Source organism: Streptomyces sp. NPDC060000, assembly GCF_042737375.1.
GTDB lineage: Bacteria > Actinomycetota > Actinomycetes > Streptomycetales > Streptomycetaceae > Streptomyces.
The window spans coordinates 37,107-59,158 of the sequence record NZ_JBHWUU010000065.1; the positions used below are offsets into that span (position 1 = coordinate 37,107).

25 protein-coding genes and 1 pseudogene are annotated in these 22,052 nt (G+C 69.3%); 12 read left to right on the forward strand and 14 right to left on the reverse strand.

Features of this window, described 5'->3' with window-relative positions:
* Window positions 1-205 precede the first annotated feature (205 nt).
* Window positions 206-1,363, forward strand: a complete 1,158-nt coding sequence (locus ACFWBB_RS29770) for a ParA family protein (protein WP_385278461.1) — start codon at window positions 206-208, stop codon at window positions 1,361-1,363.
* A complete protein-coding gene (locus tag ACFWBB_RS29775; RefSeq protein WP_385278463.1) occupies window positions 1,360-2,670 on the forward strand; it encodes a ParB/RepB/Spo0J family partition protein in 1,311 nt (436 codons plus the stop codon). Before ACFWBB_RS29770 ends, ACFWBB_RS29775 begins: the two co-directional genes overlap by 4 nt.
* 63 nt (window positions 2,671-2,733) lie before the next feature.
* Here ACFWBB_RS29775 and ACFWBB_RS29780 read toward each other — a convergent pair whose 3' ends face one another.
* The 6 genes from ACFWBB_RS29780 to ACFWBB_RS29805 form a co-directional block, all read right to left on the reverse strand.
* Window positions 2,734-3,087 carry a hypothetical protein gene (locus ACFWBB_RS29780; protein WP_385278465.1) on the reverse strand — a complete coding sequence of 118 codons (354 nt, stop codon included), beginning with the start codon at window positions 3,085-3,087 and terminating at the stop codon, window positions 2,734-2,736.
* A 97-nt stretch (window positions 3,088-3,184) separates the two neighbouring features.
* Window positions 3,185-3,553 (reverse strand): hypothetical protein, encoded by a 369-nt coding sequence (locus ACFWBB_RS29785; RefSeq protein WP_385278467.1) that lies wholly within the window; start codon window positions 3,551-3,553, stop codon window positions 3,185-3,187.
* Window positions 3,499-3,690 (reverse strand): hypothetical protein, encoded by a 192-nt coding sequence (locus tag ACFWBB_RS29790; protein ID WP_385278469.1) that lies wholly within the window; start codon window positions 3,688-3,690, stop codon window positions 3,499-3,501. Before ACFWBB_RS29790 ends, ACFWBB_RS29785 begins: the two co-directional genes overlap by 55 nt.
* 544 nt (window positions 3,691-4,234) lie before the next feature.
* The gene (locus ACFWBB_RS29795; RefSeq protein WP_385278471.1) at window positions 4,235-6,025 is read right to left on the reverse strand and encodes a pentapeptide repeat-containing protein; all 1,791 of its coding nucleotides are present in this window, start codon (window positions 6,023-6,025) and stop codon (window positions 4,235-4,237) included.
* Between the two features lie 898 nt (window positions 6,026-6,923).
* Window positions 6,924-7,643, reverse strand: coding sequence for a hypothetical protein (locus tag ACFWBB_RS29800; protein WP_385278473.1), 720 nt, complete (start codon window positions 7,641-7,643; stop codon window positions 6,924-6,926).
* A 313-nt stretch (window positions 7,644-7,956) separates the two neighbouring features.
* The gene (locus tag ACFWBB_RS29805; RefSeq protein ID WP_385278475.1) at window positions 7,957-8,328 is read right to left on the reverse strand and encodes a hypothetical protein; all 372 of its coding nucleotides are present in this window, start codon (window positions 8,326-8,328) and stop codon (window positions 7,957-7,959) included.
* A 95-nt stretch (window positions 8,329-8,423) separates the two neighbouring features.
* On the opposite strand from ACFWBB_RS29805, the gene sigJ reads away from it, so the two are divergent.
* A complete protein-coding gene (sigJ, locus tag ACFWBB_RS29810; protein ID WP_385278477.1) occupies window positions 8,424-9,353 on the forward strand; it encodes an RNA polymerase sigma factor SigJ in 930 nt (309 codons plus the stop codon).
* Here the strand turns inward: sigJ and ACFWBB_RS29815 are convergent.
* Both ACFWBB_RS29815 and ACFWBB_RS29820 read right to left on the reverse strand, forming a co-directional pair.
* Window positions 9,350-9,634 (reverse strand): hypothetical protein, encoded by a 285-nt coding sequence (locus ACFWBB_RS29815; RefSeq protein ID WP_385278479.1) that lies wholly within the window; start codon window positions 9,632-9,634, stop codon window positions 9,350-9,352. The genes sigJ and ACFWBB_RS29815 overlap by 4 nt on opposite strands.
* Window positions 9,635-9,763: 129 nt before the next feature.
* Window positions 9,764-11,023 carry an XRE family transcriptional regulator gene (locus ACFWBB_RS29820; protein ID WP_385278481.1) on the reverse strand — a complete coding sequence of 420 codons (1,260 nt, stop codon included), beginning with the start codon at window positions 11,021-11,023 and terminating at the stop codon, window positions 9,764-9,766.
* Between the two features lie 516 nt (window positions 11,024-11,539).
* Here ACFWBB_RS29820 and ACFWBB_RS29825 point away from each other — a divergent pair.
* The 7 genes from ACFWBB_RS29825 to ACFWBB_RS29855 all read left to right on the forward strand — a co-directional run bounded on the left by ACFWBB_RS29825 (window position 11,540) and on the right by ACFWBB_RS29855 (window position 17,577).
* Window positions 11,540-12,691, forward strand: a complete 1,152-nt coding sequence (locus ACFWBB_RS29825; protein WP_385278483.1) for a TfuA domain-containing protein — start codon at window positions 11,540-11,542, stop codon at window positions 12,689-12,691.
* A complete protein-coding gene (locus ACFWBB_RS29830) occupies window positions 12,678-13,826 on the forward strand; it encodes a YcaO-like family protein (RefSeq protein WP_385278485.1) in 1,149 nt (382 codons plus the stop codon). The genes ACFWBB_RS29825 and ACFWBB_RS29830 overlap by 14 nt, the downstream gene beginning before the upstream one ends.
* Window positions 13,823-14,713 carry a class I SAM-dependent methyltransferase gene (locus ACFWBB_RS29835; RefSeq protein ID WP_385278487.1) on the forward strand — a complete coding sequence of 297 codons (891 nt, stop codon included), beginning with the start codon at window positions 13,823-13,825 and terminating at the stop codon, window positions 14,711-14,713. Before ACFWBB_RS29830 ends, ACFWBB_RS29835 begins: the two co-directional genes overlap by 4 nt.
* Window positions 14,710-15,723, forward strand: coding sequence for an NAD(P)H-dependent glycerol-3-phosphate dehydrogenase (locus tag ACFWBB_RS29840; RefSeq protein WP_385278489.1), 1,014 nt, complete (start codon window positions 14,710-14,712; stop codon window positions 15,721-15,723). Before ACFWBB_RS29835 ends, ACFWBB_RS29840 begins: the two co-directional genes overlap by 4 nt.
* Before the next feature lie 69 nt (window positions 15,724-15,792).
* Entirely contained in the window at window positions 15,793-16,149 is a 357-nt protein-coding gene (locus ACFWBB_RS29845; RefSeq protein ID WP_385278491.1) for a hypothetical protein, read from the forward strand.
* Window positions 16,136-16,990: a hypothetical protein gene (locus tag ACFWBB_RS29850; RefSeq protein ID WP_385278493.1), complete on the forward strand. Its 855-nt coding sequence runs from the start codon at window positions 16,136-16,138 to the stop codon at window positions 16,988-16,990. The genes ACFWBB_RS29845 and ACFWBB_RS29850 overlap by 14 nt, the downstream gene beginning before the upstream one ends.
* Window positions 16,991-17,169: 179 nt before the next feature.
* Window positions 17,170-17,577: a hypothetical protein gene (locus ACFWBB_RS29855; protein ID WP_385278495.1), complete on the forward strand. Its 408-nt coding sequence runs from the start codon at window positions 17,170-17,172 to the stop codon at window positions 17,575-17,577.
* 335 nt (window positions 17,578-17,912) lie between these two features.
* Here ACFWBB_RS29855 and ACFWBB_RS29860 read toward each other — a convergent pair whose 3' ends face one another.
* The 3 genes from ACFWBB_RS29860 to ACFWBB_RS29870 are packed head-to-tail and all read right to left on the reverse strand — an operon-like array spanning window position 17,913 to window position 19,547.
* Window positions 17,913-18,764: a helix-turn-helix domain-containing protein gene (locus ACFWBB_RS29860; protein ID WP_385278497.1), complete on the reverse strand. Its 852-nt coding sequence runs from the start codon at window positions 18,762-18,764 to the stop codon at window positions 17,913-17,915.
* 23 nt (window positions 18,765-18,787) lie between these two features.
* Window positions 18,788-19,315 (reverse strand): DUF6879 family protein, encoded by a 528-nt coding sequence (locus tag ACFWBB_RS29865; protein WP_385278499.1) that lies wholly within the window; start codon window positions 19,313-19,315, stop codon window positions 18,788-18,790.
* The gene (locus ACFWBB_RS29870; RefSeq protein ID WP_385278501.1) at window positions 19,287-19,547 is read right to left on the reverse strand and encodes a hypothetical protein; all 261 of its coding nucleotides are present in this window, start codon (window positions 19,545-19,547) and stop codon (window positions 19,287-19,289) included. Before ACFWBB_RS29870 ends, ACFWBB_RS29865 begins: the two co-directional genes overlap by 29 nt.
* A gap of 225 nt (window positions 19,548-19,772) precedes the next feature.
* Between ACFWBB_RS29870 and ACFWBB_RS29875 the strand changes: the two genes are divergently transcribed.
* Both ACFWBB_RS29875 and ACFWBB_RS29880 read left to right on the forward strand, forming a co-directional pair.
* Complete coding sequence (locus ACFWBB_RS29875) at window positions 19,773-19,961, forward strand: hypothetical protein (RefSeq protein ID WP_385278503.1); 189 nt, start codon at window positions 19,773-19,775, stop codon at window positions 19,959-19,961.
* Window positions 19,958-20,272, forward strand: coding sequence for a hypothetical protein (locus ACFWBB_RS29880; protein WP_385278505.1), 315 nt, complete (start codon window positions 19,958-19,960; stop codon window positions 20,270-20,272). The genes ACFWBB_RS29875 and ACFWBB_RS29880 overlap by 4 nt, the downstream gene beginning before the upstream one ends.
* Window positions 20,273-20,566: 294 nt before the next feature.
* On the opposite strand, the gene ACFWBB_RS29885 is transcribed toward ACFWBB_RS29880, so the two are convergent.
* From ACFWBB_RS29885 to ACFWBB_RS29895, 3 genes and pseudogenes are all read right to left on the reverse strand, one after another.
* On the reverse strand, window positions 20,567-21,061 hold the full coding sequence (locus ACFWBB_RS29885) for a lamin tail domain-containing protein (RefSeq protein WP_385278507.1): 495 nt from the start codon (window positions 21,059-21,061) through the stop codon (window positions 20,567-20,569).
* Between the two features lie 194 nt (window positions 21,062-21,255).
* A pseudogene (locus ACFWBB_RS29890) lies at window positions 21,256-21,827 on the reverse strand (acyltransferase domain-containing protein).
* A gap of 11 nt (window positions 21,828-21,838) precedes the next feature.
* Window positions 21,839-21,994: a hypothetical protein gene (locus tag ACFWBB_RS29895; protein WP_385278509.1), complete on the reverse strand. Its 156-nt coding sequence runs from the start codon at window positions 21,992-21,994 to the stop codon at window positions 21,839-21,841.
* Window positions 21,995-22,052 lie beyond the last annotated feature (58 nt).

The following is a 22,052-nucleotide window of genomic DNA, read 5'->3' on the forward strand; positions in this document are numbered from 1 at the left end:
ACGACGACCGTAGACAGTCAGGCGCGGCAGCGGCTCAGAAAGAGCGAGACAGAACAGCAGATGGCCAAGGTTGACTGAGATACGCAGCCAGATAGCTCTGATAGACCGAGATTGGCCCGCCTTCAGCGAGACAGGACAGTCAAACAAGCGACATAACCGGCTCTCCTGCTGTCCAAGAGGCGGCAGGGGTAAGTAAGGTAGCGCCATGACCGCCCCATACGACCCGAGTGATCGGGAAAAGGTAGTAGCCAAACTGCCTTCTGAGCTCCGGAAAGAGCTCAAGGTCCGTGCTGCCGAGCTGGATACCGACATCCAGGACGCCGTGACTCAGGGCGTTGAAGCGTGGAGAAGGACCAAGAGCCGTCCCGCCGTTGACACGACGGGTGGCTCGTCGTTCGCGACGTACCTGCCGGCTGGGCTGTACGACAAACTCAAGAAGGACTGCAAGTCCCGCGCGATCTCCTACAACCAAGGCATCGCCCAGTCGGTCCGGTTGTGGCTGGACGAGCACCCTTCACCTCGGCCCAAGCCACAACGGGTCACTGGGGCGCGGCGCATCATCTTCGGCAACCAGAAGGGCGGCGTCGGCAAGACGTCCGTCTCTGCTGGTGTCGCTCAGGCCCTGGCAGAGTCCGGCAACCGCACCCTGCTCATCGACTTCGACCCGCAGGGGCACCTGACCAAGCAGCTCGGCCATCCGCTCATCGAGATCGACAGCCCAAGTCTTGCCAAGCACATGCTCGGTGAGGTCAAGGACGGCGCACTCGCGGACCTGCTGGTGCCCATAAAGGGTGGCGACTTCGAGGACCACCTCTGGCTGCTGCCTGCCTGCAAGGACGCCTTCCTGCTGGACGCCAAGCTGGCCACGAGCCGTGTTGTGCGGATCAAGGAGACCGCGCTGGAGAAGGCGTTGGAGCCCTTGGAGCACGACTTCGACTTCATCGTCGTGGACTGCCCTCCGAGCCTCGGCTACAGCATGGACACGGCCATCTATTACTGCCGCACCCGGGACGGCGAAGACGCCGACTCGTCAGGCATCGTCATCCCGGTGCTGGCGGAGGACTCGTCTGCTGACGCCTACGACATGCTCGAAGAGCAGATCCAGGATCTGATCGAGGACCTCGACGTCAACCTCGCCCAGCTCGGTTTCGTGGTCAACATGTACGACAGCCGCAAGGGCTACGTGGCGACTTCGTCCCTGGAGGAGTGGCAGAAGATCGGCGAGCCGTCGGTACTGGCCATCGTCCCGGAACTGAAGGACCAGCGAGAGGCGGTCAGGGTGAAGGCGCCCCTGCTGGCGCACGCCCCCTACTGCGAGCAGGCAGAAGCAATGCGGACCATCGCACGGAGGATCAGCGGATGAGCGTCGCCGACCGGCTGGGAACCGGCTCTTCTTTCACTGAACGGCGCGGCCGCAGCGCCCGCGGCCGCGCGAAGGCAGTGACCCAGGGAGACGTCCCCGTTTACGAGCTCGTCCGGCTACGGCTGGACGAAGTCTCCCCCACTCCCCTCAACCCGCGCCGCAACTTCGGCACCGACGAGGACAAGACGCGCTTCGGCGAGGAACTGCGCCATGCGCAGCTGGCCGCGTGCGTCGCCGTGACCCGGGCCGCCTATCTCGCACTCTGGCCCGACCACGAGGAGCGGATCGGCGACGCCGCTCATGTCATGGTCAACGGTGAGCGGCGCTTCCACAGCGCTGTGCACGTCGGCTTGGAGGCACTGGACTTCGTCGTCCGCGACGATCTGGCCTCCGACCGCGAGGCATTCATCAACCACCTGCTCAAGGAGAACCTCGAGCGCGAAGACTTCGACGTGATCGAGCGAGCCCGTGGTGTGGAGCAGCTCGTGGCTGTGTGTGCCGAAACGTCGGAGCGAGGGGCCCGGACTCGGGCAGCGGAGCAGCTCGGCAAGGACCGCTCGTGGGTAACCAACCAACTGGTGCTGCTTGAGCTGCCGGCGGAACTGCAGGCCATGCTGAGCGCAGGTTCTCTCCCTGAGCGTGATGGGCGATCGCTCGCCCGGCGCGCCAAGGACAGCCCTGGATTGGGGGCGGCCGCTCTGCTGGAGCATCTGCGAGCGGAAAAGGAAGCAGCGGCCCTGGCCAAGGCGGAGGAACGCCAGCAGTTGCAGACACTGCGCGCTGCGGGAGGCCCCGCTTTGTTGTCCGCGGACAACAAGGTTGGAGGTCAGGAGCTGCCCGCCCCGGACGCCCTGCCGGCTGCTTCCGTAGCGGGCACGACTGAGCGGAGTTTGTTGTCCGCGGACAACAAGAGCGAGGTGCGGCCGACGGGCTCGCAGTCCGGTGAGAGGTTGTTGTCCGCGGACAACAAACCAGCCGATACGCCTGCTCAGGACGTGGCCAAGCCCCCAGCCCAGCGACGGTCCGCGCCGGAAAGCGTCAGGCCCGCAAGTACCCAGCCCGTGAGTGCCGCAAGGACGCACTCTGACGAAACGGGGTCCACCGGAAGAGAAGGGCAGGGACAGCCCCGTCGGCTGCCGTACGACGACGCCTTCTACGTCGTCAATCACTTGCATCGGAAGATGGAGGCGACCACGTTCGCTGAGGGTGCTCGGGTGTGGCTGAGGATCCTGCGCGAGCAACAGCCTGCCGCCTACGCAGCGCTGCTGGACGACCTGGTAGGTCAGGCAGAGCACACCTCAGCCTGACCCTCCTGCCTCAAACACAAAGGGCCCCTCCGCCGGGAGGGGCCCTTTTCCAGTGCCGGGTGGTCAGGTGTGGTCGGGTGTCGGGTGCGTGTAGCGGATCGGCTTGCCGAGGTTGTGGGCGTAGGCGATCTCGCGGCGGGTGCTGTCGCCGATGTAGCCGCCGGGATTGACGATCAGGACGTCGTCGGCGAGGTCGATCTTGCGTAGGTGAAGATCGACCAGGATGCGCTTGAGCCGGTCAGCGCGAGCCGGGTCGGCCCACAGCGGGTGAGGCTCCTTGAGGTTGCAACCGGGAGCAAGGACGATCCGGCCGGCCGCCGTCTCGTACAAGGCCGCTTCGGCGAGTGCGTCCCAGAACCGGGTCGACCCGCACAGGACGACGATCGGCGGGCGCGGCGGGGTGGTGTCAGCAGTCATGGGCGGCCTTCCTGTTGGCGGAGATGGTGGCGGCAAGATGGGCAGCCAGAACACGGGAATGGGCGGATGTCGACGCAAGGTCCAGGACGCATGGTGGTCACGGGTCGAGGTCCTCCACGCCGGGGACGGGAATGTCGCCGAGGACGTCGTCTAGCGCCCGCGTGACCACAGCCCGGTCTTCGGGCCGCGTGGTGTCGAGTACGGCCCTGGTGAGGTCGACCAGGTCGAGTTCCTCGAACAGGTCAGTGAGGACGGCGATCGTCTCTGCGTCCAGGCCGCCCGTGCCACCGGCTGGCAGGGAGAGCGGCGCCGGCCACAGGACTTCGAGTGTGGTGACGTCCAGCCACATCGGCTCATCCGGGATGCCAGGCAGGCGGAGGTAGCCGGTGATGCGGATTTGGTCGCCGGGGATCAGGTCGTGCAGCACGGCGGCCGCGAGCGCGGGGGTGGTGGCCGTGCAGGGCATGACCATTCGTCCACGGATTCATCGGTGGGGGAGAGGATGAGGCGGAAGCGGGCGATGGTCTCGCGCTGGTCGCCGCGCACGGCCTCGTCGTACAGGAAGCCGTCCAGGGCTATCGCTATGCCGTCGTCCATGGTCATCCCGCCTTCCTGGCCTGCACGCCGGTCAGCAGTCGGCGTATGTTGCGCTGCTGCTCGTCAGGCGTGAGGCGACGAGGCAGGCGCGGCAAGGACCCGTTGAGGTCGCGGTCCAGGCGGATGCCACCGCCGGCTCCTTGACCTCTGCCAAGCCCTCGACGGCACCCCTGAAACCTCGGCGGTCCCGGCGCAGCGTAAGGCTCGCCGCGAGTACGAGAACCGCGTCAACAGTCTCGGGGCTCACACAGGGCGTTGAGTGGACCCACCAAGATCAAGTACTGGCGGCTTTTGGGCCTACCTCGGCGCTACCCCTACAGGGCCGACCGGTACGGCTTCGACGACCAGGAGCAGGCGGAGGTGCCGGCCGCGCTCACCCAGCTCAACGAGGCCCGGGCGGCGCCCCGACCCGCATGCCCTCCCCTCGCTCGGCACAACCGGACTGCCAGTTAGGGGCATTGGGTCCAACAGGGGCAACAGTCGCTGAACAGGTACGGAAACGGGTGTCGGCTGGAACCGTGCACAGGGCTCCGCCGCTGGGTCGAGGCAGTCAGCGTTTGACGCGGTTGCGGACGGCGAGGACGGCCAGGCCCAACAGGACGGGTTCGGTCAGGCGGGAGGTCATCTCTATGTAGGTGCCGGCGGTGGTCAGGTCCTGGCCGGAGGAGCGGAACACCACGGAGTTGAGGGTGACATTGAGGGCCTTCTCGAAGCGCTCGCCGGTGAACCGGTTGCCGGTGGGGTTCTGGGGATCGTCCTTGTCGATCTCGAAGGTGACCTTGCCCCCGCCGAGAGGGACGGTGCCGGTCGCGGTTTGCTTGGGGGTGTCCTGGGCGATGCCGAAGGCCATCAGCAGGATGATGGTGAGGATCATGGCGGCACCCAGCCAGGCCAGGGCCCGGGAGGCGCGCAGGCCGTAGCCGGACAGTGCCCAGTACACGGTCAGCAGTCGCCGTTCACCGCGGGGGATGTCGTCGGCGTTGCGGCGCATCTCCATCTCCCCGTAGTAGAAGTCCGCGGCCCCCGGCTCGTGTTTGCCGTCCTCGAAGGCCTTGCGCAGGGCCCGGTACACCGGAGCCAGCTGCAACGGCCCCGCCCGCCCGGCGCCGAGGACCGCCACGTTCCAGCCCCGCACTGTCCCCGGTTGGCTGGCGCGCCAGTGGTGTTCCTCAGCCAGGACGCGGCGCTGGCTGAACCGTACGGGCGGCCAGGGCCGCCAGTGCACGGCGGGCGGAGCCGTGTCGAATGTGCAGGCCCCCTCCAGACGGAGTTGGTCCAGGTGGACCGTGCCGGCGAACAGGCATCCCGACAGATCGAGGTCGGCGAGGACCAGATGGGCCGCGTCCACCCCTCGCAGCGACGCCACCCGTCCCCCGGGGTCGGGCGCGCTCGGAAAGGGATCTTCGGCGAGCTGTCGGCCGTCGGTGAGTACGAACGGATCCGGCTCGGCAGCGATCGTAAGGGGGTGCTCGAACACCGCATGAGCGAAGTCCACCGTGGCATAGCGCAGGCGGATTTCCGCTGTCGATGACCAGCGAGTGCGACGGCACTCCAGACGGCGCGCAGCGAACGAGAGGGTCACGGGGCCGCCGAACTTAGCGCCGGAAAGCACAACCCGTCCAGCACACACCAAGGGCCCGACCCTGTCAGCCTCCACGAAGGTCGCCGACTGGAACACGGCGTTGCCCTTGAAGGTCGCCGACCCGAACACGGCGGCGCCCTCGAAGGTCGCCAACTCGAACAGGGCGGAGTCGTCGAAGGCCGCCGCCTCGAACCAGGCGGTGTCCTTGAAGGTCGCCGACCCGAACACGGCGGCCCCCTCGAAGGTCGCCGACCCGAACGCGGCGTCACCCTCGAAGGTCGCCCCGAACCCGGCACCGCGCTTGAAGGTCGCCGCCTCGAACCCGGCGGTGTCCTTGAAGGTCGCCGCCCCGAACCAGGCACCGCCCTTGAAGGTCGCCGACCCGAACACGGCGGCGCCCTCGAAGGTCGCCAACTCGAACGCGGCGTCACCCTCGAAGGTCGCCGACCCGAACCCGGCGACGCCCTCGAAGGTCGCCAACTCGAACCAGGCGTCGCCTAAGCGGGGGTGACCGGTTGCGGGGTCACGGAGGGCGCTGAGGAAGGCGTTTAAGAGGAATTCAGTGAAGGTGGTGCACCGGTGGTCGACGCTGGCGCCGGGAGTCAGGCTAGCCAGGTAGGCGTCGCGGTCGGCGTCGGCCAGGTGGGCGAGGCACGCGGTGTGGCCGGGGACGTGGACGCCGCGGCAACCAACGGGGTTGGCAGCAGGGTCTGAACCGTGTGCGCAGTGCGGCCAGGTTGGCGGTTCGGAAGTGCTCATGGTACGGCGGCTCCGGGGGTGGACGTCGAGCAGGCACGACTAAGGACGCGATCCCGAAGGGTTCCGGTTCGAGCAGCGGTTGAGAGAAGGAGTGCCGGCGAGGCCTGCTAGACCTATTGGGCCCAACAGGACCAAACGCCGCCGACGTGGTCCACAATCACGGACAGCTCGGGCAGAACAGCAATGGCATGCACTGGCCCTACGGACTGGGGACGCCCGCGCACCATCACCTTGACCTGACCCCGACGTCGGGAAGGACCGGCCGATGGGACCAACAGGTCTAACTGCGGAGCGGGGCTGGCGCCAGTGGGGATGTCGAGCGCCTGGTGCTCGACACCGGGCCGCCGCGTCAGGCGCTGGTGCCAGGCACGTTCCGCAGCAAGGCGGCGCTCCTCGCCAGGAGGTCGCCGCCTCGGCCCGGTCGTACTTGAAGGTCCTAGTGACCGCGTCGTTGTGCATGGCACCGCACGTCTGGCTGTACAGGGCGTCCTGGATGCGCCACCACCGCTCGGTCTGGGTGCAATGGTTGGCGACCTTCTTTGCCCCCGGGGACCTCCCGGTCCACGTTCTCCCGGATCCACTCCAGCGCGCGCCTGACCTCCAGCATCGACGCCCGGACCTCGCCGCACAGCCCTTCCAGGCCCACCCGGACGTCCCGGCCGGCGCCCGGGAGGCGCTGGCGGCCGTCGACGAGATGTGGCCTGGAGGCGATTACCACCGGTTAGACCCATTGTCTCCAACAGGTCTAACCGGAGCTGGCCTGGTCTTTCTCGCCCGACTGGCGGACCGGCCTGGACAGCGCCTCAGTCCCCTGCAGGAGCCGGTCCGCGGGGCCGAAGTCCCCAGCTCGCTCGCGAGCGCGGCCCGCACGAACGCGGCGAGCGTGATGCGTGACCGTTCACCGCGGCCGACGCGGTGCGGGCGGTGGGTCTCCGCACTCCCGGGCCAGGGCCTCGGCCCTGGCCCGTACGTCTTCGGCGCGGTCTTCGGCGTCCTGAGCGAGGTAGCGGGAGGACTCGTCGCCGACGGCGTCGACAAACCGGTGCAGCAGCGCGGCCCGGCGATTCAGGTAGTCCAGACGGCTGTCGGTCGTGGAGCCGGGGGCGTTGTAGTGCTCGGCGTCACCCAGCAGCCCCACCAGTTCCGCGACCAGCAGCCGGTCCGTGCCCGGCTCGACGGTCGTCACGACAATTTTCCGGCAAGCGCGGCCAGGCGCTCCATCTCGTCCACGCCGTCGTTGCAGCACTTCCCGCACACCAGCCGCCCGCTTGGGCTGCTCGGGCAGCCGGACGTCGAACGGCACCCGGTCCTCGGCCTTGTCGCGCAGGTCGTAGTCGCACTCCGCGCAGACCAGCCGGGCGGCGCGGGCCTGCTTCTTCGACCAGGCGGGCCACTCCGCCGACAGCCGCAGGACGGTGATGGCCATGCCGTCGGCCCGATGCTGGAACACCGGGAAGTCCCAGTGCGGGGCGTCATCCGGGAGGCCGGCGATGGTCTGCTCCAGCGACGGCATCCACGACACCAGGTGGCCCAGGTTCTCGCGCAGGATGCGGACCTCCTCGCCCTCGCGCATGGCCTTGCTGTAGGAGGTGGCGAGCGGGAAACGCCAGGCGGTCACGATGGTGTGCGGGACCCGGAGCAGGTCCAGGTCCCGGCTGATGTCGGCGGCGGTGGCCTTCCACTCGCCGCAGTTGACCTCCCGTCACAGGGCCAGTCCGTCGGCATTGAGCTTCCCGGAGGCGTTGATCGTGCTGACAATCCGCCGCTGCGCGGTCCGGCGCCCGGCGGGGCCGGGTACTCGGCCGGTCCCTGCGAGGACCGGCGAGAGGAGCCGACGGTGAGCAGCGCAACGGGCAGCAAGGTCGTCGTCACGGGTGCCACCGGAAATGTCGGCACCATCGACTAGAACCGACGAGCCCCCGTTCCGGGCCTCAGCGCCGAGCCAGCGCCAGCATGCTCAGGCCGAACATCAGCACACCCAAGGGGAGATGGACCGACGGCACGTGTGCGATGCCGAGCACGACCTGGACCGAGGCGAGCACGAGGAATCCCGACGCGTACCCTACGGGCCGGGCCGGGCCGCCGCCCGGCTTCCAGGCCAGCACGGCGGCGAGCAGGTACAGCATCGACGCCCCGTACATCACACGGGCGCCGACATCGTGCAGCGTCGCTCCGTACGACGAGGTCAGCAGCAGTCCGGCGGAAACCGCCTGGATGAAGATGGTCAGAGTCTGTAGGGCGATCGCGATCCGCAGGAACGAGGAGCCGCGCCGCGCGTTCGCCGCCGTCACCTGAGTGGCCATGTCACAGTCCCCTTTTCTGCCCTTGGGCAGCTGGTCGATAAGGTCTCACCAGCCCGACGACACGGGGCTGGGAAAGGTAAGGCGGGGGCCATAGCATGGGGACTGTCGGGGGCGGCACGGACGCGATAGCCGGCGAGCGACGCCAACTGATCAATGTGGCCTACCGGTTGCTCGGTTCGGTGACCGAGGCCGAGGACGCCGTGCAGGACGCCTACGCGCGCTGGTACGGGCTGCCCCGGAGCCGGCAGGAGGAGATCCTGTCCCCCGGCGCCTGGCTGACGACGGTGACCGGCCGCATCTGTCTGGACCTGCTCGGCTCGGCGCGGGCCCGCCGTGAACGCTATGTCGGCGCATGGCTGCCCGAGCCGCTGCCCGACCGCACCGAGTGGGCACACGCGGGCGGCGGTCCCGCCGGAGCCGGTCCCACCGGCCCCGCGGACCCCGCCGACCAGATCGTCCTGGACGAATCGGTGGCCATGGCCTTCCTCGTCGTCCTGGAGTCGATGACGCCCGCCGAGCGGGTGGCGTTCGTCCTGCACGACGTCTTCCGGTACCCGTTCGCCGAGATCGCCGACGTGCTCGGCCGGACCCCCGCGGCCTGCAAGCAGCTGGCGGCCTCGGCCCGGCGGCGGGTGAGCCCCGCGGGCGCTCCGGTGCCGGCGACCGGCCGGGCAGACGTGGTGAGGCACGTCAAGGAGGCGTGGGAGAGCAAGGACATCGCGACCCTGGTCGGTCTCCTCGACCCGGCCGCCGTGATGACCGCCGACGGCGGCGGCATGGTCGGAACCGCCCTGCGCCCCGTCGAGGGCGGCGCGCGTATCGCCGAGTACATGGTCGCCATCGCCGACAAGGCTCCCGGGCTCGAACTCCTGGAACGGTCGGTCAACGGTGTGCCGGGCCTGGTGGCCCAGCGGTCCAGTGTCGTGATGACCGTGGCCGCGTTCGACGTCTCCGACGGGCGCGTCACCCGTATCTGGGTGATCCGCAACCCGGAGAAGCTGCGGCCGTGGGCGCGGGACTGCTAGGCAGTTACGACGCAGACGAACAGGGCACCGCGCGCCGCTACTGGGGCGAGGCACGCTTCGGCAGCAGCGTCGTTGACCGCTGCCTGCCGATCGTCGGCCTTGCCGACCAGTTTCGTAAGGGCATTTGACAGCCCATTCGACACAGCGATTCGCTCGGCGTCGGTGCGTGCGGCCTTGGCGTCCGCTAGCTGCCGGTCCAAGGCTGCCTTTGAACCCCGCAGCGTGATGGCACCGCCGACGACTACGCCGACGATGCCCGAGAGAGGGGAAACCCAGTCCATGAGCTCAGTGTCGTGCCTTCGGGGCCGGTTGAGGAAAGATCGTTTCCGTATCGGTCTGCTGGTGGCACCGGGCACGGCGCGCGCCCGCTGGACGCGGCAGGCGTGGTTCATCCAGTACGCCAGAAGGGCCTATGCGGATGCCAGGTGGAGGAGTTCCGGTACGCCCAGGGCGTGGGCGTAGGGCTGGAATCGGGGGAGGAGGTCGTCGATGAGGTGGACGCAGCGGGGTGCGCCGATGCGGCGGGCCAGGAGTAGTGACTGGGTTGCGGCGGCTGCGGCGGGTTCGGGTTCCTTCTGGTCGAGGTAGCTGGCGGCGCGGTAGGCGAGGAAGACGCCGCGGGTTTTGTCGCGGGTGGTGGGCAGCAGGCGTTCGCCGTCGGTGATGAGTTGGTGGGCGCGGCCGGTGTCGCCGAGGTCGAGGAGAGCCTGGCCGGTGTCGACGGCGAGGTCGGCTTCGGACACCCATGAGCACCAGGTCGGCCGGTCGTCGCCGGCGTCGCTGAGGTGCTGCTCGGCCGCGGAGAGCGCGCGCAGGACGGCCCGGGGTTCGCTTTTGTCGACTTGCGCGGCGAGGGTGCGGGCGAGGCGTAGTTGGAGCAGGCAGCGTGCGGCGGGGTTGTGGGCGCGGGTCAGGGCGTGGTTGAGGATGTGGGTTGCGGTGGTGTGGTCGCCTCGCCAGGCGGCTTGGTAGGCGAGGTCGCTCAGGAGGCCAGCGCCCATGTCGTGGTTGCCTGCGGCGTGGGCGTTGTGCAGTCCGGCGATCCAGTACTGGCTGGCGTGGGTGTGGCGGCCGTGGTCGAAGCGGTGCCAGGCGATGGTCTGGGACAGGGAGGCGGCCAGGGTGTGCAGGCGCAGTCCGACGGCGGGGGTGTAGCGGCCGTGTGCGAGGCGGTCGGTCACGGTGGACAGGCAGGCGTCCAGGAGTGCGGGGGTGTGCTGGCGTTCCTCGGTGGGCAGGTCGGCGAGGCTCTGGGCGGTGTTCTCCAGGAGTTCGACGAAGTCCTCGCCGATCGTCTTTCCGTCGTGGACTTGCGCGGTGGCGGTGGCGGGGCCTGTTGCCCAGTCGGCGGCCAGCGCGGACAGGGCGGCGCCGGAGATCGTCAGGAAGGTGCGGCGTTCCATCACTGTTCGCAGGGCCTCTCTGAGGGCGGGCACGAAGCTGTGGGGGCCGAGGGGGACGACGCCGTCGGCGCTGAGGGGCAGCCAGTTCGGCCAGTCGTCGGCACGGACGATGTCCGCGGGCCAGCCGAGGGCTTCGGCGATGTAGATCTGGGATTCCTCGTTGGGCCGGACGCCACGCTGCCATTTGCGGACCCGGGCCACGTCCGCGCCGGAACGCAGACCACGCCGGGCGGCTGCAGCGCGGATGCCGCGGACAAGGTCATCCATCGTCATACCGAGCGCGATGCGCGCCGCAGCAAGCGGGTGACGGGTGGTCTCTTCCACCCTTCAAGTCAATCACTCAGCGCACAGGGACGGTGACCGTTCGCGGAAGGCGGGACCCCTGCGGGACCCCCTCCAACTGGTCGACGGAACCGAACAGTTGAGCCCATTCTCGTTATGTAACCCCACCTGAGGAGGAATCCATGGAGCAGTCCAAGTCCGGTATCGCAACGACCCGCGCAACGGCGTCGGCGGAGGAAACGACGGAGATCACGGGGGCCGTGGTGGTCGCCGTCGACGTCGAGGACGAGGAATAGTCCCTTCCCGCTCGCGCCCGGGCGTCCCTCCCTCCTCGCCGGTTGCGCGGGGACCGGGGGAGGGGCGCCTTCCTTGACCGTGGAGGTCGCAGTGATTCATGTGTTCGTCGGACCGACGCTGGCACGGTCCGAGCCTCTCCTGGCCGCGCCGGGCGTGCGGATGTGGCCGCCGGTGGGGCACGGGGACCTGTTCGATGACGCAATCGTGGACAGCGACACAGCGGTGATCATCGATGGGGTCTATCACCAGGCTCCGGCGCTGCGTCACAAGGAGATCCTGGCCGCGATAGGCCGGGGGGTCCGGGTGATCGGGGCGGCGAGCATCGGTGCGCTACGGGCTGCCGAACTCGCGCCGTTCGGGATGCTCGGCGTCGGCAGCGTCTATGCCGCCTACGCATCGGGGAAGATCGAAGGAGACGACGAGGTGGCGGTCGGGCAGGCCCCGGACGGGCACTGGCACGCGTTGAGCTGGCCGGTGGTCAACCTCCGGCACGTCCTCCAACTCGCCGTCTCGGCCGGAGTCCTCAACAGCGGGCGGGCCGCCCGCCTGCTGGCCGGGCTGCGCACGGTCTACTATCCGCAGCGCACCACGGCCGCAGTGCGGGCGCTCTGCCGTCACCAGGGCGAGACGAAGTTCGCCGGCTGGCTGGCCGAACAGCGCGAGCAGGACCTGCACTTCGGCGATCTCAAGCGCGTCGACGCCCTCGGGGCCGTGCGCAGCGCACTGGCCGGCCGGGCGGCGCAGGCCGGCGTCCGGCCGACTCCTGCGGTGTGGGAGACGACGTACTTCCGGCGCTGGTCCAACGCCTTCGCCCGCACCCGTCTCGACGGGCTGGAACTCTCCACCGAGGACCGCCTCGTCTACCAGCAGGTCTTCGACCCGGCGTTTCACGAGACGTGGGCGGCCTACCTCGAGCACCGCTCGCTCCAGCCCGCCGACGGCGCCACGGCTCTGCCGCTGACGCAGCGGTTGGCCCAGGTCACCAGCGAAGACCTGCCCGCCCACCGCGTGTTCCACCCTGTGATCGACCTGCGGGACGAATCGACCGTGGCCCTGTTGCTGGCAGGGGAGACCGAGATGGACCGCCAGGCCGTCGCCCGGTACGCAGACGCCCTCGCGCGTGCCCGCCGCACCCGGGCGGCCTTCTCAACCGCGGCGGTGCACGACGACCTCACCCGACGGCTTCTGCTGCGCGTCTGGCAGTGCCCTGAGCAGCGGTTCGACGCGGAGGCGTCCGCGCGCGGCCTGGAGTGCGGTGCGCGGGCCGTGACGGCGGCCAAGCGGCTCGTGCCCGGGCTGCTGGAGGAGATGAACGAGGCGACGGAGCGGACGGAGACGGCCTGTGGACAGCGTTGACGAGCGAGTGGCGCTGCCGGGCACGGTGCGTACCCGGCCGCCCGAACAGACGTGGGAGGTGGTGGGGGACCGGCTGCCGGAGTTCGGTATCACCCGGGTTGCCGACCTAACCGGCCTCGACTGCGTCGGGCTGCCCGTCTGGACGGCAGTCCGGCCTGCCTCACTGACCTTGAGCACGTCCCAGGGCAAGGGCGCCACCGCGCTGCTGGCGAAGCTGTCGGCCGTGATCGAGGCGATCGAGCTGTGGCACGTGGAGCAGCCGCTGCCCGTCGCGGTCCGCGGCACGGCCGTCGAGGTCGCCCCCGACTGCCCCGTGGATGCGCTGCCGCTGACCGTCCCCTACCCGGCGCGTGTCCTGTCCCGGATGGTGTGGGAGTGGACGCCCGGCACCGGACTGCTGGGCGGCGAGACGGTGCTGCTGCCGGTCGATGTCGTCAGGCGCCGGGTACAGCGGCCGCAGTGGAGCCCCGATCTGCTGCGCGCCACCAGCACCGGCCTGGCGTGCGGGAACAGCCGGGACGAGGCGCTGCTGCACGCCCTGTTCGAGGTGGTGGAGCGGGACGTGCTGTACCGGGACGGGCAGTCCGGTGGGCGGCGGCGGACCCTCATCGCGCCCGGGACGGTCGATGACCCCCATGGCCGGGAGGTGATCGGCCGGCTGGCGGCTGCGGGCATGGCCCTGGAGGTCGCACTGGTGGACGGGCCGTACGGGGTGCCGGTGTGTGTGGCCTACCTGTGGTCGGAGGACTATCCGGTCGTCTTCGCCGGCGGCGGCTGTCACAGCGACCCGGCGATCGCGCTGACCCGGGCGCTGACCGAGGCCGCGCAGTCCCGCCTGACCGCTATCGCCGGAACCCGGGACGACCTGCCCAGCGACCCAGGCAACTTCGACACCCCGCCCTTCTCCGCAGTGCATGCCACCGAGTTCGCACCGTGGCAGCAGGTGACGGACCGCTTCAACGCACCCGACGCCGGCTTCGCCGAGCAAACCGGGGCCGTGGCCCGGCAGGTCGCACGCGTCACCGGCCACGAGCCAGCCGTCCTGGACCTGTCCGGCCCTGACTGCCCGGTCCACGCCGTGCAGGTGGTCTGCCCCGGCACCCGCTCGCGTAGCAGGAGGTCGATGCCGAGATGACGCACCCCACCAGCACAGCAGCGCCGCCGCTCGCGGCCGGCGAGCAGCGCTCCGCCCAGTACGACGCCTTCCATACCGCCCGCGCCCGCACCGATCTGGTCTCCCACCTGTACGCCGAGGCAATGGGAGAGGACTACCTGGTCGAGGTCGCCGCCTCCAGCTCCTGCGACTGGCCCCTGCTGGGGCTGATGACCGTTCGGCTGCGGATGCCCCCAGGCCGGCTCCTGGTGGATGCCGGCTGCGGCACCGGCGGCATCGGCCTGTGGCTGGCCCGCGCCCTCGCCGTCCGCCTCGCAGGCTTCGACCTCTCCCCGGTCGCCGTCGCCCAAGCCACCGGCCGCCGCGCCAACTTCCTCGGCGCCGACACTGGCCGGGCCGCCTTCCGCGTCGCCGACCTGGAAGACACCGGCCTGCCCGACTCCAGTGCCCACGGCATTGTGTGCGTGGACGCACTCGGCCGCGCGCGGGACCGGGACGCGGCCCTGCGCGAGCTCGGCCGCGTCCTGGCCCCACACGGCCGGCTGGTCCTGACCCGGGCCTCGCGGCAGGGCCCAGACCCCGCCTGGGAGGAGCAGGCCCACGCCGCCGGCCTCACCGTGGAGCACGTGGACGAGCGCCCCTCCGAACCCGCCACGTGGGACCGCCTCTACCGGCTGTGGATCGCCCACGCCGCCAAGCTGCGGCGCGAGCTGGGGGAGGTCCCGGCGCAGAACATGCTCCGCGAGGCGCACCAGGTGTTGCCCACGCTGCCGGGCCGCCGCGCTGTTCTGCTGACGCTGCGCCGCACGGTGAGCGTTCCGGCCGGGGCCGGTGGGGCCGATACGATGTGCGGGCTCGGCCGCCGCCCCGGTGACGGGCCCGCGTCCAGCGAGAGGACCCCGAGTTGAGCCAGCACCGTATCGCCCGCGCGGCGGTGTTCTCAGCCGGGTCCTGGGGGACCGCCGTCGCCAAGGTCCTGGCCGACGCCGGCACCAGCGTCATCATGCACGCCCGCCGGGACGAGATCGCCGACGGAATCAACGCCCGTCACCGCAACCCCGGCTACTTCCCGGACGTGGAGCTGCCGCCCTCCCTGACGGCCACGACCCACCCTCCCGCCGCGCTGGACGGCGCCGACTACCTGGTGCTGTCCATCCCCGCACAGTCCTTGCGGGCCAACCTCGCCGCGTGGGCACCGCACATCGGGCCCACCACCGTGATCGTGTCGCTGATGAAGGGCATCGAACTGGGCAGCGGCCTGCGGGCGAGCCAGGTCATCACCGAGGTGACCGGCATGAGCGCGGACCGGGTCGCGGTGCTGTCCGGCCCGAACCTCGCCGCTGAGATCATGGCCGGCCAGCCGGCCGCGGCCACCGTCGCCTGCCCCGACGAGAACGCCGCCCAGCGCTTCCAGCAGGCCTGCCACACCTCCTACTTCCGGCCCTACACCAGCACCGACGTCATCGGCTGCGAACTGGGCGGGGCGGTGAAGAACGTCATCGCCTTGGCGGTCGGCATCGCCTCAGGCAGGGGACTGGGTGACAACGCCGGCGCGATGCTCATCACCCGCGGCCTGGCGGAGACCACCCGGCTGGCTGTGGCCATGGGCGCCCACCCGGCCACCCTCGCGGGCCTTGCCGGCCTGGGCGACCTCGTGGCCACCTGCACCTCCCCGCTCTCCCGCAACCGCACCTTCGGCACCCACCTCGGCCACGGCCTGAGCGTCGGGCAGGCCACAGCCGCCACCCGGCAGACCACCGAAGGCGTCAAGTCCGCCGAGGCGATCCTCGCCCTCGCCCAGGCCCACGGCGTCGAGATGCCGATCACGGAAGTGATGTCCGCCCTGCTGCACGAGAAGGTCACCCTCGACCAGGCCGCGGCCGCGCTGATGCAGCGGCCTGCCAAGCCCGAGCGCTGACCCCCGGCGCCCCCATCGCGGGGCCGCCCACCCCTCACACCTTCACCCTCCCAACCGGAGGCTCCCGCCATGCACGTGTCCGTGCTGTCCGCTGTCCAGATCGCCGTCACCACCGCCCTGGCCGCGTGGATGGCCACCGGCTTCACCCGCCTGCCCGGCCGCTGGCTGCGCTGGAAGATGTTCTGCCGCGCCACCTTCACGATCATCTCGCTCACCGGCACCACCAAGGACGGGCGCACCGAGCCCGTGAACGTCTACGACTACCTCTCCCCGGGCTCCTTCATCCTCGGCCCGCCTCAACTCCAGGCGGTCATCGACCATCTCGCCCGCAGCGGTCGCTACGACCGGATCGACGGACACGGCCGCATCCTGTCCGCGCGCGGTGAGCAGCCCGTCGAGGTGAGGGACAGCCATGTGGTTCTTTGACGCCCTCGCCACCGGCTTTCAGCACCCCACCGACCCCGGACGGCTCCAGTGGTTCCGGATCGTGTTCGGAACCGTGTGCACCCTGCGGTTCGCCCTCGCCTTCGGCCAGGGCGGCTGGAACCGGTTCGCCCCCGGATCGCTCAGCTCCCATCTGGCAGAGCAGCGCTTCGGACCGGGCAGGGCCCGCTACCTGGTCACCGGCTACCGTCCCGCGCTGATCGTCCGGACCGCCGCCGCTCTCGCCCTGGGCTCCGGCACCTTTCCCCGGATGGCGCTCCTGCTGGTCCTGGCCGGCGCCGCCATGGAACTCCTCTACCTGAAGAGTCCCAACGCCGTCCGCTACACCCTGCTGACCGGCGCCTGCCTCCTGCTCGCCGAAGACCTCGGCCACGGCCTGCACATCGAACACAGCCGGAGCACGGCGAACACCTGGGCTCAGTGCCTCCTCGTGCTGATCACCACCGACATCTACTGGAACAGTGCCTGGCAGAAACTCCGCTCCTCCCAATTCCGCAGCGGCCTCTACCTCGCCCAGTGGGTGCACGTCTTCACCCAGGTCCGGGAACGGCTCCCCTACCGGCGCCAGTACGCCGTCCCGCGTCTCGTCCGCCGACACGCGGGCAACCTCACCGCCCGGGACGTCCGCCTGTGGCGCGCGGTCGCCGCCAGCGTCATTACGGCGGAGATCGTGCTGCCCCCCGCACTGCTCATACCGCAGACGATGCCGTATGCCATCGCCGCCGGCATCGCCATGCACGCAGCCTTCACCTGCCTCAAGCCCCGCCAGCTCCTCACCTTCTCCGGGCTCACGATCGGCACCTACCCCGCCTTCGGTGCCTGAGAGTCCGAGAACGCGCCCCACCCCCGACACCCTTCGCCGACGGTGCTGGCATCGTGAGAGTCATGGGAACAGCAGGAACATCATCGGAGCCGGAAACCCCACTACAGAGGGGTCTCACGACTCTTGGTGAGGTGGCATGCCGATACCAGGCAGATGAGATACGCCCGGAGGATCTTCCGATGATCGCTGCTGAGGCACTCGCGGCTGGGCTGGACACTCCGACGCTGTGTGAACTCGCCGGTTGGCCTCGCAACGCGGATGCCCGCGATATCCGCGACGCATTCGAGCAAGCACTCCTCGAGTCCGGGATCGAATTGCCCGAGCCAGGGCTGGCACGTCGCCACGCGCTGCGCCGGCTGGCGGCGAGACTCGTCGCTGGAGAAGTCGCCCCCGCCGACCTGGCGACGGACGACTGGTGGGAGACCGAGGTCGAAACCGCGCAGGAGCGATCATTCGTGTCTCTGATCCCACAGTGCGGGTGCTGCATGGAATACACGTTGGGGCTTGATCAACGGAGGTGGGCGGCCGAGCTGCGGTTCGCTGCGCTCGCCTTGACGTCGTCTGCGCAGATCGGCCCCGGCTGCTGACTCTGCCGGGCTGCCTCATCACGTTGCTCAAGCCACTCGAGGTACCAGTTGGTCATTCGAGCAGTTGCAAGAGCTGTGCACCACCGCCCTCAATCGCGTGAGCGAGGCATACCGGATCCAGCGATGGGCGAGCCCAAGTTCCTTGCTGACGGTAAGGAGCCACCCGTCGTGTCCAAGACAGAGCGTATCGGACCGAGGCCTTGCACACGTTCCAGGAGTAGGTGCTCCTGCGCGATCGGTGCTGGGCAACTCGGTGTGGCCGCGCGGGCAGCCCGTGATCCTGACGCGTCAGCGCTTGAGACCCTCCCTGGAGGAGGTGCCGGGCGCTGACGCGTTCAGTGCAGCGCTTCGATGGCCTTGAGGATCAGGGTGCGCGCCGCGGCGCCGTACACCGCCATGCTCTGCAACTCCTCAAAGGCTCTGAAGTACAGGGCGATCTCGGACGGCTCAGTGATCCTGACGCGTGCGGTCAGCAGCTCGATGGAGACGAGCGTGTCGTCGTACACGTGGAAGAGCTCCTGCGGCCACAGCAGCCGCTCCCGTGCACTGTTGGGGATGATGCCCAGGGATACCGCCGGCAGGGCGCCAGCGGTGAGGAGGTATCCGAGCTGGGCTGCCATGGCGGCCGCGTCGCCCAGTTGGTAGGTGAGCACGCCCTCTTCGATCAGCATGACGAAGCGGCGGCCGGGCTCGTGGATGATCTTTGACCGATCGAGCCGGGCAGCGGCAGCCTTGCCGGAGTCGTCGGGGATGTCCAACAGCCGAGCGTTGGCGTGCAGGAGTGCGCGGGTGTACCCCTCTGTCTGGAGCAGGCCAGGCACCAGGGTGGGGGAGTAGATGCGGAAGTGGTTCGTCGCACGGTAGAGGTCGACGTAGCTGTCCTGGAGCTGCTTGAGGCCGGCTCGGACTCGGCGGCGCCATTCGACGTACTGGGATTCGGCGTTGCGGGATTGTGCGATGAGGTCTTCGGCCTGGTCCTCCGCGCGGCATGCTCGGGTCCAGGCGCGGATGTCCTGGGGAGAGGGCGGGGTGCGGGCGTTCTCGATGCGGCTGGTCTTGGGGTGAGTCCAACCGCAGCGGATGGCCAGCTCTGACCCGGTGAGTCCCGCGTCGGCGCGAAGCTCGCGGAGGCGCTGTGCGACGCGCTCACGCGCGGCCTGGGCCGAGGACGAGGGGGAGGCGGGCATGAGCTGACCTGCTGCCTTTCGTACTAGCGGATGTCGTACTGAGCATGCGGAATGGCACGCTCCCACACTGCTTCGAAGGCATCGGCGCACTGTTTGGCCGTGCCTGGGTCCTCGCTGATCTCTCCGCCGCCGGAGGCGCCGTCGCCGGTGAAGTGGTTCCACCGGATCAGGTGGCTGTCGATCAGCCAGAAGTCGTTGCCTGGCAGCGCGAGATCGCTGGCCTGGCGGCGCGGAAGCCAGCGGACCCGTTCGCCCGCGTCAACATTGACGGCGGTGCCGGCATGCTCGTACCGGATGTAGTCGCTGACGGGTTCGGACACGATGCGGGCCCGGCGGACGACGACCCCGCGGGCGACTGTCCGACGGATCAGCTCCACCCATGGTCCCCAGTACGGGGATGCCGGGTCGATGTCGCGGGCACCGGTCCTTCGCCAGGTGGCGAAGTCATCTGCTTCGCTGGCGACTGCGTAGGTGTCGCGCATCTCGAGGTGCACTGCGCTGTGCTGGGCGCTGTCGAACAGCTCACCGAAGCTGGGCACGCTCGGCGACATCGCACGCCTCCCTCAAGATCGACACCATGCGGGCGGGGATCCGCACCACTTGCTCGTGGTCGGGGATGCCGGCACCGTGCCCGGGCAGTTCGAAGGCGGCGCAGTGCGCCTCCGTGTCCGGGTCGGGCTTCCATCCCTGAATGACGAACTCGCCTTTGTTCTCGTCGACCCAGACGGTCGGGCTCTCGCCGGTTCCGGTGTTCGGGTCGATCCCGATGAACCGTAGTGTCACGGAGTTCTCCAGTGCTCGGCGCGTGCACGAATGTTCACTAGATTCGGCTGCCAGGAAAGGGTTCGTCAAGGCCAACGGGCCCGTACATACAGCCGCTTCTGATTGCTGTGAACATTCGTGTACATCGTTGGCCGTGGGGCACATGACGCTCCTAGCGTCGGGAGACACGAGAACCCCGCGGCCGCTGCATACGGCCCGGGGCTTGGCCGACTGGTTGGAGTCGACGTGGCAGAGCCTACGCAGACCGTGAATCCCCCCACCATCCCTCAGGCGGTCGGTATCGCCTGGTGCGCGTGGCACGAGGCGTACTCCAACACGGCTCGCCCCGTTCGGGATACCAGTGGCGCCCGGCTCTTCGCCTGCTGCTCCTGCCGCCAGGCGTACGACCTCGCCCCCCTCGCCGACCAGCCGTGAACTCCGACTTCGTCAACGCGGCCGAGATCCTGCCCGTACCCAAGGCGGCCGGGCTGCCTTCCGAGCGGATCGAAGGGAAGCGCTGTGTGTGGTGCGGTGGCACGGCCTCGATGGATCTGGGACCGCGGCTCAGCGTCATCACCGGGGTGCTGAAGCGGTGGGAGCCGCGCGGCTGTCGCTCATGCGCGAGGCGTGAGGCCGGGCGCGTGCACGATATCCACATCACGACATGCGCCCGCTGCACCCATCGGGACTACTGCCCGGACAGCAACGCTCTGTACGCGCTCGCGCTGCTCCGCCAGACCCGCTGAGCCTTCGCCTGCTTGCAGAGGTTCGACGGCGCCAGTACGGCCACGCGGTGCTCCGAACCTCTCCGAAGGCGCCGACCGGCTACCACCCGGAGATCGGCTGAGACCGCCTGCAGTCCGGCCCTCTCCGAGAGCTGCTGCACCGCAAACGGCGGCGTCTGGAGCAGCCAGGACGGCGCTGCCCGCAGGGATGACGACGCCGTGGACACCGGGACTGTGCCCCTTCCGGCCGAGTCCTGCGGGAAGGGGCAGCGTCTGCCCTCACCCCGCGGGGCGAGGGGTGGCGTCAGCGGGAAGTCAGCCGTGGTAGTTGATGTATCCGTTGCCGTCGGCGTCGTTGGTGCGCTTGGTGTAGGAGTGGACGTCCGCCTTGGCGCCGGTGGGCTTGAGCAGGTAGATGGTGTCCTTGTCGTTGTTCCAGATGAAGTTGCAGTTCTGGCGGTAGACGACGTTGCCAGCGTCGGAGTTGGTGCCCTTGCCGCCGCGCAGTTTCACGTAGTCGCCGGGCTCGAGCTTGTGGCTGGCGGCGAAGGTGAACTTGTTGCCCGTGGCGTCCTTGACGACGTAGCCCTTGAGGTCGACGGTCGCGGTGCGGGAGTAGTTCTTGATCGTCAGGTACTCGTTCTTGGTGTTGCCGCCGGAGCACCGGTTGGAGTCGCTGCCGGGAGCGTCGTACTGGACGCCCTTGAGCTTCAGCGCGGACGTGTACTCGGTGGCCTGGGCCGGTCCGGCGGCGATCACGGCGATCGTGCCCGCAGCGGCAACTGCGGCCAGGGTGTGGCGCATGCGCATGAGGAATCCCCCCTCAGTGGTGCGAATAGAGCGGCCGGAGCATACCGGAAGTGATCAATGAGTGTGCCTGTCGTGTACATATCGCGAAGGTCGCGGCTACGATGCCGCCGACTGCGGCCCGCCGCGGCTTCGACTGGCCCTGGTTGGTCGGGTCCGCCCCTCCCCACGATCAAGCCAACCCAGCTGCCGACGTATCAGGGGATGGCGTCATAGCCCAAGCGAACCCCATCCGCGTACCGTCGCGGGAGGCGGCAGAAGAAGTAGTGGATCTCGTGAGCCCAGGCCCTGTCGGCGGGAATCGCGAACGGCTCGGTGCCGTAGGGCAGCCGTACCTCGATGGAGACGTTCGACGCCCGGCAGTCGAGGCCGCCGATGCGGTACCGGCGGCCCTGGAACACCGGCAGGACGTAGTCGTCGAACGGGAAAGGAGGCTCGATCTCAGCTCCCTCTGCCTCCAGCGTCCTTCGCCGCACGGCTACCTTCTCTCCGAGGATCCCCAGGCTCGCCCACGAGACCTCGTCCGGCACCTCCATCGTCGCGTGCAGGGCGCGGACATCCGGTACAACAACAAGGCAGGCCAGCACCGTGAGCCATCGGCCGGTCGGGCCCTGGTCGGTGAGGACGGGGCGCGACGGCAGGGGGTGTCCAGGCTCATCCCGGCGCGCAGGACCGCGACCGTGCGCTCCAGGAGCCAGAACCAGGGCGTGCCAGGCTCGGTGGCCTTCTCTGCCGCCTCGGCCACCTCCGCCTGGTCCTCGGCCGGCACCTTCAACTGCGTCAGCAGGGAGGCCAGTTGCTGCCCTGTGGGGGTTCGGCCCCAGCGGCGCCGACGGGGGTGCGCTCCAGCGCCTCCGTCCACTCGCGGTGTTCCTCGCCCAGGCACAGCGCCGCCCGGACCTCGACCGCGTTCGCAGTGTCTTTTATCGTCACCACGACGACAATCATAGATCATGACACCCCTAGTCACATGATCGGCCGGACAGGTCCTGGG